Source organism: Nocardia testacea NBRC 100365, from assembly GCF_000308775.1.
In the GTDB taxonomy this organism is placed as follows: Bacteria; Actinomycetota; Actinomycetes; order Mycobacteriales; family Mycobacteriaceae; genus Nocardia; species Nocardia testacea.
This window is the reverse complement of record NZ_BAGJ01000267.1, coordinates 23,192-36,299: the sequence shown is the minus strand read 5'-3', so window position 1 is coordinate 36,299 and position 13,108 is coordinate 23,192. Positions and strand designations below refer to the sequence as shown.

Sequence of the window (13,108 nt, the reverse complement as noted above, 5' to 3'; positions counted from 1 at the left end):
TCCCAGTTGACTGAACTCAATGCTTTATCGTTGCAGGTAACCGCGATTTCCTGACAGCTTTCCGGGCTGGACGTGATGAGAATGTCGAGCAAGGTCCATCGAAACTTGCCGGGCTGGAAGCCGGTCGGCCGGAGCGGCCCTCGAGCGCATCAGGGGCGCTTCCGACGGAATCGATATCGGTTATTTCCTGGCTATTGCTATGGCCGTCGTGCCGGAGGAGTGTGGGGGCATCGGTGGTGCCACCGGGGCGCTGCCCTGAGCACAGAGGGAGTGGGTCGTGTACGCACGTTCTACAACATTTCAAGCGAAGCCCTCCGCGATAGACGCCGGCATCGCGCATACCCGTGACCGGTTGATGCCGGCCCTGGAGGCCATATCCGGCTGTATCGGGATGTCGCTGCTGATCGACCGGGCGTCAGGTCGCTGTATCGCGACGACATCGTGGGAGTCCGAGGAGGCGATGCGCGAGAGCGCCGATCAGGTGCAATCGCTGCGTGACCGCGCCGTCCAACTGTTCGGTGCCGATTCGGCGCAGGTCGAGCAGTGGGAGGTCGGGGCCATGCACCGTGACCATCGCATACGCGAGGGCGCGTGCGCCCAGCTCACGTGGGCCAAGGCCGACGATCCGGGCCGGTTCGGCGCAGCGGTCGAGACCTACAAGTCCATGGTGGCGTCGCAACTGGAACAGATGCCGGGATTCTGCAGCACGAGCCTACTGATCGACCGGGCAACTGGACGCGGCGTCGCATGCGAGACGTTCGACAGCTCCGACGCGATCGAACGAAACCGCGAACAACTCGAGACCCTACGCCGCGAAGGTACCCGCCAAGCTGGTGTCAATGTGCTCGAGGTCGGCGATTTCGAGATCGCGCTCGCCCATCTGCGCGTCCCCGAACTGGTCTGAGGGTAGATGACGCCGCGACCAACGGCTTGTTCGGAGAATAGCCGCCCCGGCGACGGTATGGGCGCTTCCCGTACTGCTCCGCGGCAGCAGTCAATCGGGGCCGAGGGCTCACAGTTTCAGATCCTGCAGGTGTTGCGTCACGATCTGTCTTTCTGCGAGATGGTTGAACGTTCGATGGTGAAAGTCAGAGCTGTTCTGGTGCGGCCATCCGGTAGACGAACTGGCCGAGCCCCGGAGTGCGCGATCGCGGACATCGTCGCGGCCAGACCTTCCTGAGTGGCGGCCATGCTCAGGTCGCAGTAATGCTTCGGCGAGGCCGATTGCTCGGGTGTTGACGTTGCGAAGTCGTTCGATGAGTTCAGCGGTGTTGCTGTCGGCATCGTTGCCGGCCACGTCGAGAAATGCCTGTGTGATCGCCAGCGGGGTGCGTAGTTCGTGGGAGGCGTTGGCTGCGAATCTCCGCTGTTCGGCTACATGGGCTTCCAATTGGGCGAGCATGGTGTCGAAGCTGTCGGCGAGTTCGCGGAACTCGTCGCGGGGGCCCGGCAACCGGATCCGCTGGGAAAGCGATCCGCTCGCGGCCGTCCGGGTGGCCTCGGTGATTCGAGTCGGTGGGGCCAGCACGCGCCCGGCGAGAATCCACCCGCCTACGAGGCCGAACACCAGCAGGAACCGCAGCACGAGCACTGCCGCCGGGACGAAGACAGCTGCGCCGAAGTTGCCTGGATCGAAGGCGCGCCGGAAGTCGGACAGATCGGGAACGAATAGGGCATTCGACCTTCCTCGTAGAAGGAACATCCACACAGCAGCGAGCAGCAGGGGTGCCGGCGAGCATGAGAAACCCGACATAGCTGAGGGTGAGCTTCATGCGGACGCTCAACCCTTGACGCCTATCCACGCTCCGCTCCCCGGCCGCCGGCGTCCGGTCCGGTGTCGATGCGGTAGCCGACGCCGGGCACGGTGGCGATGAGCCACGGTTCGCCGAGCCGTTTACGCAGGGCCGAAACGGTGATACGTACGGCGTTGGTGAAGGGATCGGCATTCCCGTCCCACGCCCGTTCCAGTAACTCTTCGGCGCTGATGACGCCACCTTCGGCAGCGACGAGGACTTCGAGCACGGCGAACTGCTTGCGGGTGAGCGCCACATAGCGACCGTCTCGGTAGACCTCGCGGCGGAACGGGTCCACCCGCAGACCCGCGACATCCCGCACCGGTGGCCTGTTGTGGACGCGCCTGCGGTCGAGCGCCCGGAGCCGGAGGGCGAGTTCACGGAGCGCGAACGGCTTGGTGAGATAGTCGTCGGCGCCGAGCTCGAAGCCGGAGGCCTTGTCATCGAGCCGATCGGCAGCGGTGAGCATCAGTATCGGCATGCCGCTGCCGGACGCGACGATGTGCTCGGCGATCTCGTCCCCCGAGGGCCCCGGGATATCGCGGTCGAGGACCGCTATGTCGTACGTGTTGATGCTCAGCAACTCCATGGCCGTGTCGCCGTCACCGGCGATATCGGCCGCGATCGCTTCCAATCGCAGCCCATCACGGATGGCCTCTGCCAGGTAGGGCTCGTCCTCTACGACCAGCACACGCATGCTCTCGATGCTACGAGGCGCAACATATCGCCGGCATATCGAAAACGGCATACGGGCCGGCAACACCGCTGTGCCTTGACTGACGGTATGAGTCGAAGAACCGGATTACCACCAATGACCCGCAGGCCGGCTGTGACCGGCCTGCTCGTCGCCATTGCCGCGATCATCGGCGCTCTGGTCTATCAGTCGGCACCATCGTCGGTTCGTTCGGTCGGTGACCTACTCCACGGCGCCCGGGCTGTCCCGGACGATGGTGGTCTCCCGAACGGCGTCACAGTGTTCGCTGAGGGATATCCCGGCGTAGCCAACCTCGCACCCGGTCTGATCGGCGCCCTGCGCGCCGCGGCGGCCGACGCCGGCGACGATGGCATCGAGTTCCACGTCAACAGTGGCTGGCGTTCCCGGACATACCAGGACCGGCTACTTCGCGCGGCGGTCGCGAAGTACGGCTCGACGGAGAGAGCCGCCCGGTGGGTCGCCACCGCGGACACTTCCGCGCATGTGTCCGGTAACGCGGTCGACCTCGGTTCCGATGCCGCGGCGTGGCTGTCCGCACACGGCGCCGCATACGGACTGTGCCAGGTCTATCGCAACGAGCCCTGGCACTACGAACTGCGCCCGGAGGCGATCGAGCATGGCTGCCCTGCCGTGTATCCCGACCCGGCACACGATCCCAGGATGCGGTCGTGAAGACGGACGGAACCCTCACCACCGAACGACCGCAGCCGGCTCGGCGAGCGCGGTGGAAACCACTCACCCGTATCGCGTTCCGGTTCTGTTTCCTCTACTTCGGCTTGTTCTCTTTATTGACTCCGCCGATCGCCTTCGTGCTGACCGGTCCGCTCGGCCGCCGGCTGGGCCACGACGCACAGTTCTGGCACATCCGGAAACTGCAGCCTGTCCTGAACTGGGTGGGCCGGGAGCTGTTCGGTACCGACGTACAGCTGTATCCGACCGGAGTCGGGGATCAGACGATTTTCTGGGTGCTGTTGTTCTGCATCCTGGTCGTGGCGGTGGCCGGATCAGCGGTGTGGTCGGTACTGGACCGGCACCGTGGGCAATATCGCGCACTCGCGGGCTGGTTCCTCCTCGTCATCCGGATATCGTTGGCCGGTCAGATGTTGAGCTTCGGCTTCGCCAAGACGATTCCGACGCAGATGCCCGAGCCGTCGCTCACCACGCTGCTGACCAAGTACGGCGACCTCACGCCGATGGCCGTGCTGTGGTCGCAGGTAGGTGTGTCGAGACCATACGAAATGCTGCTCGGCGCGGCAGAAATCACCGCGGCGATCCTGCTGTTGATCCCACGGACCGCGCTGCTCGGCGCGACGCTGGCGCTGATCGACACCCTGCTGATCGTCGTGCTGAACATGACCTTCGATGTGCCGGAGAAGATCTCGTCCACCCATCTTCTGCTCATGTCGTTGATACTGCTGGCGCCCGAAGCGCGGCGGCTGACACGAGTGCTGCTGCTCAACCGCGCCACCGGCCCGTCCGACGCACCGTATCCGTTCCATGCCGGGAGATCTCGCCGGATCGCGGCACTGATGCAGGTCACACTCGGCATCTGGATGACGGTGGCACTCGTGCAGGGCGGCCTGCACGCCTGGCATTCCAGTGGGCCCGACCGTCCCAAACCGCCGCTGTACGGCATCTGGACGGTGTCGCAGTACACCCGCGACGGACAGCCGGTGCCACCGCTGACCACCGACACAACTCGATGGAAAACCGTGGTGTTCGACTATCCGGGTACCGTCAGCTTTCAGCGAATGGACGACACCTTTTCGACGGTTCCCGCCGACGTGGATGCCGCGTCCCGGCGGATCCGGCTGCTCGAGGGAAGACCGAAATCCAGACCGATGGCGAAATCCGAGCACACCCGAAACCCCCTGGGCACCCTGAACTTCCAGCAAACCGGTACAGAAACAGTCGTGCTGACCGGCGAACTGGACGGCCACCAGGTCACCCTCACGCTCGACCGGATCGACCCGGACAGCTTCCCGCAGCGGAGCACACCGTTCCGCTGGGTACAGAACCGCCCGAATTTCTGATCGAACACAAACCGGAGTATCCACCGGCGACGGCCATACTCCGAACACCCGCATCGCAGCTCAGCCCAGGGCGAGATTCGCTTCGACTACCAGTCGGCCATAGTAGTTCGCAGGTCACCCGTGTTCCCGTCTTCGATGTGCCCCGCCGAGGGCACAACATCTACGGTTGCCGCCGAATTCGGCCGACCGTACCCGACAGGACTCCCGCAGTGGCACACGAATCGGCCGAGCCCCGATGAGCGCCGTCGTCGTCTCGGCCGGCAGCCCACGGCCCGGACTCAGGGCTCAGCCGACCGCCGCCAACGCCCTCCATGGTTTTCTGGAACGCGATCGGGCCCGCGGAGCGGCGCATTCGATTCGCCGGCGCGCCTCGGAGGTACTGATCCGCAGCAGATCACTCAACAGCTCCGCCGTGTCGCGGTAGCCGGTGTCGGCGGCGAGACCACGGCGCTCGGCCTCGGCGACCGCGGCGACCATGGCCGCACCCAGTCGCCGCCGGTGGCGCTCGGTTTCGACGAGAGTGCGAAGCAGGTCGACATCGGCCAGTTCCGACCATCTCCGCGCCGGCGCATGCGGTGCCGGTGCAGTCGAATGTGTGTTCACCCCGCCGACCCTACCTCACGCATAGAACATATGTTCGATAAATCGGCCTGCTGGGTTATGCGTGTCCGGGCAGGCCGCGAACGCACCGCCAGAACTCGCCACCGAAACCGTCATGAACGGCACCACGCTGCCCACGCCCGCTGTATGCCCGCCGGCCGCGCCGGGGACCGTTTCCACGTCGGACACGTCCATTCCTGCGGCTGCGGAAGGCCCTGGTTCGGCTCTGCCGATGCTGGGCAGCCGCTATCCCGTGGACGGTCTCCCGCACCGCCGGGTGCAGTCTGGTCTGCCGTGGCGCGGTTGCCCGGGCCTTGTTCAGGGCGACCAGCGCCCTGTCCGGTTTCCCGGCCATCAACCAGGCGCGGGCATTGTCCTGCCAGTGGTGGCCCGCCCGGGGCACAGCCATATCCGAAGGCAGGCGGACGGCTGCGCCGTCGTGAGCTGCCTCGCCCGAGTCGCCTGCCTCTAGTTCGATCGCACCCGCGTGCACCGCGACATTGCCCGGACCGAAGTCGGTCGTGTACAGGCGTGGTCGCTATACCTTGCTGTTGTTCAATCCACGGCGGCCAGGCGAACCGACCCGTGTGGGAGCGTCGGAAGGATGTTCGCGACCCTGGCCAATTGCTCGGTGAATGCAGTGGAGTCGACCGCGCCGATCCGCAGCAGGATATGCCGCGCACCTGCCTCGACGAACCGCCCGAGCCGAGCGGCGATATCCGGACCGGACATCATCACCTGGATCTGCGCGACGGATTCCAGCGGCATGCGATAGGTGGCCCGGCAGTAGTCGTCCAGCGCCTTCGCGCCCCGCTGCGCGTCGTCGTCCACGAAGACGGTCGCGAAAAGGGCCGGGGTGACCGGCCGCGTCGCGGTGTCACGGATCGTGGCCGATGCGGTCGCGTAGTCCGCGGGGTCGGGCGGGTAGGGCAGCCAACCGTCGTAGAGTCGGGCGGTGCGCCGCAGCGCGGCCGGGGTGATCCCGCCGAGCCAGATCGGCGGGCCGCCCGGACGTGCGGGCGCAGGCACCTCGGGCAACCAGTCGTAGTGCAGTACCTTGCCGTGGAACGACTGCGGCTTCCCGGTCCACAGCTCACGCCACAGCGCGACCGTATCGTCGAGCCGGGAGAAGCGTGTACGGAAATCCACCCCGACGAGCTCCAGTTCTTGCTCACTGAAGCCGGGGAAACCGGCGCCGACGCCGACCACGAGGCGCCCTTCCGACAGCAGATCCAGTGAGCTGAGCGTCACCGCGGCGTGCACCGGATGCCGGTAGGCGGGCATGAGCACCGCCGTGCCGAGCGTGATGCGTTCGGTCGCCTGCGCGACGGCGGTCAGCACAGTGAGCGGTTCGATCCGGGCGCGGACGAGCGAGTCGCCGGCCCAGACGGAATCGAATCCGAGCCGCTCGGCTTCCACAGCGATCTCGACCAGGGCCTGCGCCGAGCCGCCCGCGTCGAGCTGGGCCTGACCCGCGGGTAGGAGAAGTCCGTATTTCATGTGGTCAACCGTCGCCGAACGGGGGTATGCACTCAATTCCCTGCAGGGAATATGCTTCGCTCGCCTCATGAGCGGTTTCGGCGCGGCATTGAAGGAATGGCGGACGCGGCGGCGGCTGTCGCAGCTCGAACTGGCGCTGCGGGCCGGCACCACGCAACGGCATGTGAGCTTCATGGAAAGCGGCCGTTCCATGCCGGGGCGCGGGATGGTGGTGCGGGTCGCGGAATCACTGCAACTGCCGCTGCGCGAACGGAACGCATTGCTGCTGACGGCCGGCTACGCACCGAGCTACCCCGAAACCGACTTGGACGATCCCGCGCTGCGACCGGTGATGGACAGTCTGCGGCGGCTGCTCGACGGGCACAGTCCGTACCCGGCGATCGTGGTGGACCGGTTCGGCGAGCTGGTAGCGGCCAACGACGGTCTCGGTATCCTCACCGAGGGCGTAGCGCCGGAACTGCTGGAACCACCGGTGAACGTGCTACGTCTGGCATTACATCCACGCGGTATGGCGCCGCGCATCCTGAACTTCGACGACTGGGCACAGCACGTGCTTGAACGGCCCAGGCAGGACAACGCCCGTGCCCCACACGAGCGGCATTTGGCGATGCTGGCCGAACTGGAGGGTTATCTACCGCATCCGCCGCCGGTCGCCACGGATCATTTCGGTTTCGCCGTCCCGCTACGCCTTCGATCCAGTCGCGGCGAGCTGAGTCTCATCACCGCGATCACCACATTCGCCACCGCCGTGCACGTGACGATTTCCGAGCTACGGCTGGAAACTTTTCTGCCCGCGGATTCTTACACCGCGGAAGCACTCGAGCGGAATACCCGAGAGTCAGGGCGCTTGTGAGTTCCGGTCCCCGGCGTCGGGTCAAGGAAGGAATCACGGTCGGGCGGTGAGTAATTCGATCAGCGCGGTGATGCTCTGATCGCCGCGGCCCTCGGCGACGGCGCGGCGCAGCAGGTCGTGCATGGGGGCGTGCCAGGACAAGTCGACACCCGATTCGGCGGCGAGCTGCCTGTCGTCGGCGAGTGCGTTGTGGAACAGCTCGACGCTGGAGCCGAGAAGGGTGTAGTTCCCGGTGTCGATCTCCTCGGCCAGGACCGGCAGCAGCGACTCGATCATCCGCAGCCATTTCACCGAGTACGGGACCATCGTATGCGCGGGCAGACCGCGGGAGGCCAGCATCGCGGCGCCCTCGAGGAAGCCGAGCAGGGCGGGTAGCAGCGTCGCGCCGACCGCGGATTCGTAGAGTGCGGCTAGGTCGGTTTCCACGCCGAGGAAGTCGAGCTCGCCGCCGAGGACACGCAGGGTGCCGGTATGCGCGTCGAAGACGTCGCGGTCGCCGCCGAAGTACAGCAGTGTGTTCCGGTCGCCGACGGCCGCGGGCACATTCTTGATCGCGCCGCCGAGGAAACGCGCGCCGGCGCAGCGCACCCACTGCGCGAACTCTCTGGCCTGTGCCGGCGTTCCGCTGTTGAGGGTGATGATATCGCGGCCCGCGAGAATCCCGGTGGACGGCGACAGACTCGCATGCGTGGCGGCGAAGGTGCTCAGGCACGCGATGATCACCGGACTCGCCTCGACGGCATCGGTGATATCGCGGTGCGCGGTCGCGCCGGCGGCGACCAGTTCCGTGGTTCGCGCCGCACTACGGTTCCACACGTGTGTCCGGTACCCGGCGGCGAGGAACGCGCGGGCGAGCGCGCTGCCCATGGATCCGGTGCCGAGCACGGTCACCGATGCGCGTTGCTCTGAGGTCATCTGCGGCTCCGATCACTGCGCGGCGATCCGGGTGAACGCCGCGGCGCTCCGAGTGTCGGCGCGCGGTGCGGCGGCCGACAAGTACGCACTTTTCCCGCCGGTTGCTCACCTACAGGTAATGCACCAGGTCGCAACGGTGCGCTGCGACACGCCTGGGCCGGGCGTCTCGGCACGGCTGCGGGCTCGCGCCCGGATACCGCCGGCAACGGCTCCGGCCCGGCCGCCGAGCGAAGACGACCGATCGGCACTTCTCGGGTGAGAGCCTTGCCCTCTTCACCCGCCCGAGCAGCCTCGGGCCCGGCTCAGACCGGCACAACCGTGACGGCGGTCCGCCCGCAGGGTGCATCGACAAGTGGTTGCGCGCCGCCTCGACGGATCGAGAAGACGTGCTCACGCATTCGCCAAGTCAGTACGGGTAGTCCCGGAACGTCATGACACCGCCGACAAGTACCAGCAGCACGGTGAGGATGTAGACCGTGACACGGAACCACATCGGTCCGTAGTAACTGACCGCCAACGACGCACCGAGCGCAGCGAGGATCAGCACTATCCCGTAGAAAGGTGTGCGTTGCTCCCTGTCGGCCATACCCCCAGTGTCCTCCGGTGCCGACGGCGGTGGCAACGCTGAGCAGAGTCCCGGCACCGCGCCGAGACGTTACATGCACATGCCATGCGCATGTAACCTGGCTACATGAGTGTCGCAATCCAGATCAAGGATGTCCCCGAGGAAGTTCGTGACGCCATAGCGCGCCGGGCGGCCGCCCGGGGACAATCCACCCAGACCTATCTTCGGGCCCTGCTGGAAAGGGAGTTCCGCGCCGAACGCAACCGGCAGCTGATCGAGAGCCTGGTGGGACGACGTTCCCTGAGCATGGACGCCGATGCGGTGGTCGCGGAAATCCGTACCGGCCGCGAGGACGACGAGTGATCGTCGTAGACGCCAATGTCATGGTGATGGCGCTCGCCGGTCCCTCCGACCGAGGAGAGGCGGCGCGCGCAGCGCTTTTCGCGGACGACGAATGGGCCGCACCCGCCCATATGCCATTGGAAGTCGTACGCACCCTGCACAAAGCGGTCTCGACGAATCAATTGGCCGGCACCGATGCCGACGCCGCTTTCCGGGCGCTCACCGCCATGCAGATCATGTACGTCGAAACAGACTCGCTGCTACTGCACACTGTGTGGAAACTGCGCCACAACGTCTCCATCTACGACGCCGCGTACCTCGCAGTCGCCGCAGTGCACGACGCACCGCTGGTCACCTTCGATGCGCGGCTGGCCAAGGGAGCGCTACAGGCGATACCCGAGGTCGCGGTCACTGTTCTCTAGATGCCCGGTCAGGCCTACTATCCGACCGTGGGACTGCTGTTCGGGACGCGGGCGTCGGATTCGCCGTGGGTCGAGTCCGTATGGACCTGTCGCAGCGAGCACGTCTCGGAGATGACCTCGGTCGCGTCCGAGACGTGGGGACTGGTGTTCTGGGAGCAGCAGGGGCGACCGTACGCGGCCGTCACCGGTCCGGAGAGCCGCAGCGGGACCGCGCCCGTACCCGAGGGTGCGGGGTTCGTCGGTATCCAGTTCGCGGTCGGGACGTCGCTGCGGGCGACGGCGACATCGAACCTGGTGGATGGCGGTATCGTACTGCCCGATGTGACCGGCCGGACCTTCTGGCTGGACGGCGCCCACCGGGAGACCCCGCGACCCGACGACGCCGAGGCGCTGGTCGACCGGCTCGTCCGCGAAGGAGTCGTGATCCGCGATCCGCTGGTTTCGGCGACGCTGCGCGGGTCGCCGCCGGAGGTGACCGAACGGACCCTCGAGCGTCGGTTCCGAGCGGCGACCGGGCTCACCCAGGGCGCGGTCCGGCAGATCGGCCGCGCACGGAGCGCCGCCCTGCTACTGACCACGGGTGAGACCCCCGGCGATGTCGTCGACAAGCTCGGGTACTACGACGAACCCCATCTCGCCCGGGCGCTGCGCCGGTACGTCGGGCGGACGGCCCGGCAGCTGCGGGCCGGGGACGGTGGCGCGATCGCGCTCGATCCCGGTCAGCGCACCACGTCGTAGACGAGCTTGGTCACACCGTTGGAGTAGGTGGCCGAATCCCGCACCCGAAGGGTCTGCTTGTCCCGGTCGGCGCGGCTGAACAGGCTCTTGCCCGCGCCCAGCAGCACCGGGAACACGAGCAGGTTGTATCGATCGATGAGATCGGCGTCCGCGAGGCTGCGGGCCAGTTCGGCGCTGCCGTGGATGTAGATCGCGCCGCCGTCGGTCTGCTTCAGCTTCGCGATATCGTCGGCCGTGCGCAGGATCGTGATCGGGCCCCAGCCGTCGATCAGGGCGTCCTCGCCCAGACCGGACGAGACGACATATTTGGGCAGGTCCTTGTACGCGGCGTGATCATCGGAATCGCGCCAGGTCGGAGCGAAGGCCTCGTAGCTGCGGCGGCCGAACATCAGCGCGGTCGTATCGGCGAGTTCTTCGCCTTTGAGCGCGAATGCTTCGGGCACGAACTCGGTGTCCATCACCCAGCCGCCGCTGCGGTGTCCCTCGACGGTGCCGCCGGGCGAGTCCACGACGCCGTCCAGCGACATGAAGCCCGTGTAGACGAGTTCGCGTGTCATCTGTTCCTCCTGAGTACGGGCCTCGGATTCGGCCTGAGGTCAGCGTAGGAACAGCGGCCGCCGTTGTCTTGGACGAAACCGACACGACCGCTGCCGAACGTGAGGCACTGCCGGATGCCGGTACGGGTTCGCGCCCTGGCCGTCGGTAGCACCGGTGAAACCGCGGGGCCTGACCGCAGCTCCCCCGCGGGCTCGGGGCCTCGACGCCGTCCGCAGGGCGAGCAGAAACAGTCCGCCGGCCGGACAACAGCGAGGACCTCAGCGGCCCGGATCCTGTTCGCGGCGCGCGGCGAGGAACTCTTCGAAAGTGATCCGTCCGTCCTTGTGGTCCGGAGCGAGCTGGAGCCCGGCGCGGAAGTCGCGCATCGCTTTACCGGGCAACGGAACCGCCAGTACCGGTCTGCGGCGCCCGGCGGCTCGCAGATACGCCCGGGCCAGGTCGGTCGCGGCGCGTATCTCCGGTCCGCCCAGGTCGGGTACCCGGCCGCTCGCGGTACCCGCCGCCAATGTGGCGAGGCGATCGGCCACCTCGGTGACATCGACCGGCTGGAAACTCACCTTGGACGGCATCGCGAGCAGCGGCAACAACCGCTGGTAGTCGCATATCTCGGCGATCAGGTCGTGGAATTGGGTGGCGCGCAGAATCGTCCACGGCAGCTCCGACCGCTCGATCAGACCTTCGCACTCCACTTTCGCGCGGTAATAGCCGAGTGCGTGGTGGTCGATACCGACGATCGACAGGTACACCAGATGTGGGCGGCCGACGGCCTGCGCGGCCTCGACCAGCGCACGGGTCGTGGTGATGTCACCGCGGCCGTTGGTGGTGGCCAGGTGGACGATCACCTCGATACCGGTGAGCGCCTCGCTCAGCCCGGCTCCGGTGCTCAGGTCCCCCACCGCCCACCGATGGGCCGCCGGTGCGCGTTCGGAACGGGTCAGAACCCGCACATCATGGCCGGCGGCGAGCAACCGGGGCACGAATACGCGCCCGAGCCGACCGGTACCGCCGGTGACCAGTATCCGTTTCGTCATCCGTCTCTCCGTCCTCGGTGACCCCACCGGTTCGCCGGACCACGACTCGGAACCGAGCCGCTCCACGGAAGCATCTCATCCGACCCGGCCGGCGCCGACTAGGCTGACGGAGCAATGTCCGGCGAACGGGAGCGCACGAATTGAGCACCTACCCCGGCGGGTGGCCGCCCCCGCAGAACCAGGGATCGAATCGCCGGCTTCTCGTGATCGCGACCCCCTTCGTGGTGTTGCTGGTGGCCGCCGCCGCGATCGGTATCGGACTGCTGGCGCGAAGTGCTGCGGCAGAGGATGTTCCCGGCACCCCGACAGCGACGGCCGGCGATTCGGCTCCGGCGCATGTGCTGGCCGACGGCGCGGTCCGGATCGGCGAACCCGGCGCGCAGGTGACCGTCCGCGTCGTCATGGACCTGCAGTGCCCCGCCTGCAAGGCATTCGAGGAGGCCAACGGCAAGGTGCTGGAGGACGCCGTGCGCGACGGCACCGCGGCGGTCGAATACAGCGTCATCACCTTCCTGGACCGCGCCAGCACAACCGAGTACTCCTCCCGGGCGGGCAATGCGGCATTCTGCGTCGCGAATTCCGGCGTGGACGACTATCAGGCCTGGCTTTCCGATATGTTCACCCGGCAGCCCGAAGAGGGCGGTGCCGGCCTGCCCGACAGCGCGTTGATCGATATCGCGGAATCCGCCGGCTACACCGATCCCGCGGTGGCCCAGTGCATCACCGACCGCGAGTACGACACCTATCTGCGCACGAAGACCGACGAGGTGCTGAACAGCGGCGTGAACTCCACCCCGACCGTCACCGTGAACGGCGAGCAGGTCACCGACGCGGCCACTCTCATGAGCCCGAACGGCCTCGCCGCGGTGATAGCCGCCGCGCGCTGAATCGGGCCACCGGTTCCACAGCCCGCCGCGTCGGTCTCCGGCCGGTCCCCCGATCTCCGCCGCGACCCGGCGGTAGGCGTCGGCGGCGCGGGCGAAATAGTCGAACAGTGGTTCGCGCTGCCCGGGGAGGGGCGGGGTTCGGCGAACCTGTCGCGT

The 13,108-nt window shown here is 67.0% G+C and carries 17 protein-coding genes; 8 read left to right on the top strand and 9 right to left on the bottom strand.

What is annotated here, in order from left to right:
• The first annotated feature begins 277 nt into the window (after positions 1 to 277).
• The gene (locus tag ON38_RS29675; protein ID WP_039828391.1) at positions 278 to 904 is read left to right on the top strand and encodes an antibiotic biosynthesis monooxygenase; all 627 of its coding nucleotides are present in this window, start codon (positions 278 to 280) and stop codon (positions 902 to 904) included.
• Positions 905 to 1,012: 108 nt separating this feature from the next.
• Here the strand turns inward: ON38_RS29675 and ON38_RS29670 are convergent, their stop codons facing one another.
• On the bottom strand, positions 1,013 to 1,753 hold the full coding sequence (locus tag ON38_RS29670; protein WP_281004647.1) for a sensor histidine kinase: 741 nt from the start codon (positions 1,751 to 1,753) through the stop codon (positions 1,013 to 1,015).
• Positions 1,754 to 1,794: 41 nt separating this feature from the next.
• Positions 1,795 to 2,490 (bottom strand): response regulator transcription factor, encoded by a 696-nt coding sequence (locus ON38_RS29665; RefSeq protein WP_039828390.1) that lies wholly within the window; start codon positions 2,488 to 2,490, stop codon positions 1,795 to 1,797.
• Positions 2,491 to 2,604: 114 nt separating this feature from the next.
• Between ON38_RS29665 and ON38_RS29660 the strand changes: the two genes are divergently transcribed.
• The gene (locus tag ON38_RS29660) at positions 2,605 to 3,180 is read left to right on the top strand and encodes a D-alanyl-D-alanine carboxypeptidase family protein (protein WP_039828389.1); all 576 of its coding nucleotides are present in this window, start codon (positions 2,605 to 2,607) and stop codon (positions 3,178 to 3,180) included.
• Positions 3,177 to 4,541 carry a hypothetical protein gene (locus tag ON38_RS29655; protein ID WP_051165458.1) on the top strand — a complete coding sequence of 455 codons (1,365 nt, stop codon included), beginning with the start codon at positions 3,177 to 3,179 and terminating at the stop codon, positions 4,539 to 4,541. The genes ON38_RS29660 and ON38_RS29655 overlap by 4 nt, the downstream gene beginning before the upstream one ends.
• Positions 4,542 to 4,826: 285 nt before the next feature.
• Here the strand turns inward: ON38_RS29655 and ON38_RS29650 are convergent, their stop codons facing one another.
• From ON38_RS29650 to ON38_RS29645, 3 genes are all read right to left on the bottom strand, one after another.
• Positions 4,827 to 5,144 (bottom strand): DUF222 domain-containing protein, encoded by a 318-nt coding sequence (locus ON38_RS29650; RefSeq protein ID WP_245564396.1) that lies wholly within the window; start codon positions 5,142 to 5,144, stop codon positions 4,827 to 4,829.
• Positions 5,145 to 5,159: 15 nt separating this feature from the next.
• Positions 5,160 to 5,330, bottom strand: coding sequence for a hypothetical protein (locus tag ON38_RS37765; RefSeq protein ID WP_245564395.1), 171 nt, complete (start codon positions 5,328 to 5,330; stop codon positions 5,160 to 5,162).
• A gap of 366 nt (positions 5,331 to 5,696) precedes the next feature.
• Entirely contained in the window at positions 5,697 to 6,641 is a 945-nt protein-coding gene (locus tag ON38_RS29645) for an LLM class flavin-dependent oxidoreductase (protein ID WP_039828388.1), read from the bottom strand.
• Between the two features lie 67 nt (positions 6,642 to 6,708).
• Between ON38_RS29645 and ON38_RS29640 the strand changes: the two genes are divergently transcribed.
• Complete coding sequence (locus ON38_RS29640; protein WP_039828387.1) at positions 6,709 to 7,494, top strand: helix-turn-helix domain-containing protein; 786 nt, start codon at positions 6,709 to 6,711, stop codon at positions 7,492 to 7,494.
• 33 nt (positions 7,495 to 7,527) lie between these two features.
• On the opposite strand, the gene ON38_RS29635 is transcribed toward ON38_RS29640, so the two are convergent.
• Both ON38_RS29635 and ON38_RS29630 read right to left on the bottom strand, forming a co-directional pair.
• Entirely contained in the window at positions 7,528 to 8,409 is an 882-nt protein-coding gene (locus ON38_RS29635; protein ID WP_039828386.1) for an NAD(P)-dependent oxidoreductase, read from the bottom strand.
• A gap of 406 nt (positions 8,410 to 8,815) precedes the next feature.
• A complete protein-coding gene (locus ON38_RS29630) occupies positions 8,816 to 8,995 on the bottom strand; it encodes a hypothetical protein (protein ID WP_039828385.1) in 180 nt (59 codons plus the stop codon).
• A gap of 105 nt (positions 8,996 to 9,100) precedes the next feature.
• Between ON38_RS29630 and ON38_RS29625 the strand changes: the two genes are divergently transcribed.
• Genes ON38_RS29625 through ON38_RS29615 form a run of 3 tightly spaced genes read left to right on the top strand, consistent with a single transcriptional unit; the run spans position 9,101 to position 10,476 of the window.
• Complete coding sequence (locus ON38_RS29625; RefSeq protein ID WP_039828384.1) at positions 9,101 to 9,337, top strand: FitA-like ribbon-helix-helix domain-containing protein; 237 nt, start codon at positions 9,101 to 9,103, stop codon at positions 9,335 to 9,337.
• Positions 9,334 to 9,738, top strand: a complete 405-nt coding sequence (locus tag ON38_RS29620) for a type II toxin-antitoxin system VapC family toxin (protein ID WP_039828383.1) — start codon at positions 9,334 to 9,336, stop codon at positions 9,736 to 9,738. The genes ON38_RS29625 and ON38_RS29620 overlap by 4 nt, the downstream gene beginning before the upstream one ends.
• The gene (locus ON38_RS29615; RefSeq protein ID WP_245564393.1) at positions 9,739 to 10,476 is read left to right on the top strand and encodes a helix-turn-helix domain-containing protein; all 738 of its coding nucleotides are present in this window, start codon (positions 9,739 to 9,741) and stop codon (positions 10,474 to 10,476) included. It begins immediately after the preceding gene.
• On the opposite strand, the gene ON38_RS29610 is transcribed toward ON38_RS29615, so the two are convergent.
• Together ON38_RS29610 and ON38_RS29605 are read right to left on the bottom strand one after the other, a co-directional pair.
• Positions 10,458 to 11,033, bottom strand: a complete 576-nt coding sequence (locus ON38_RS29610; RefSeq protein ID WP_039828382.1) for a dihydrofolate reductase family protein — start codon at positions 11,031 to 11,033, stop codon at positions 10,458 to 10,460. The two genes, ON38_RS29615 and ON38_RS29610, sit on opposite strands and share 19 nt — an antisense overlap.
• Positions 11,034 to 11,291: 258 nt before the next feature.
• Entirely contained in the window at positions 11,292 to 12,065 is a 774-nt protein-coding gene (locus tag ON38_RS29605) for an SDR family oxidoreductase (RefSeq protein ID WP_039828381.1), read from the bottom strand.
• Between the two features lie 140 nt (positions 12,066 to 12,205).
• Between ON38_RS29605 and ON38_RS29600 the strand changes: the two genes are divergently transcribed.
• Positions 12,206 to 12,952, top strand: coding sequence for a DsbA family protein (locus ON38_RS29600; RefSeq protein ID WP_051165457.1), 747 nt, complete (start codon positions 12,206 to 12,208; stop codon positions 12,950 to 12,952).
• Positions 12,953 to 13,108 lie beyond the last annotated feature (156 nt).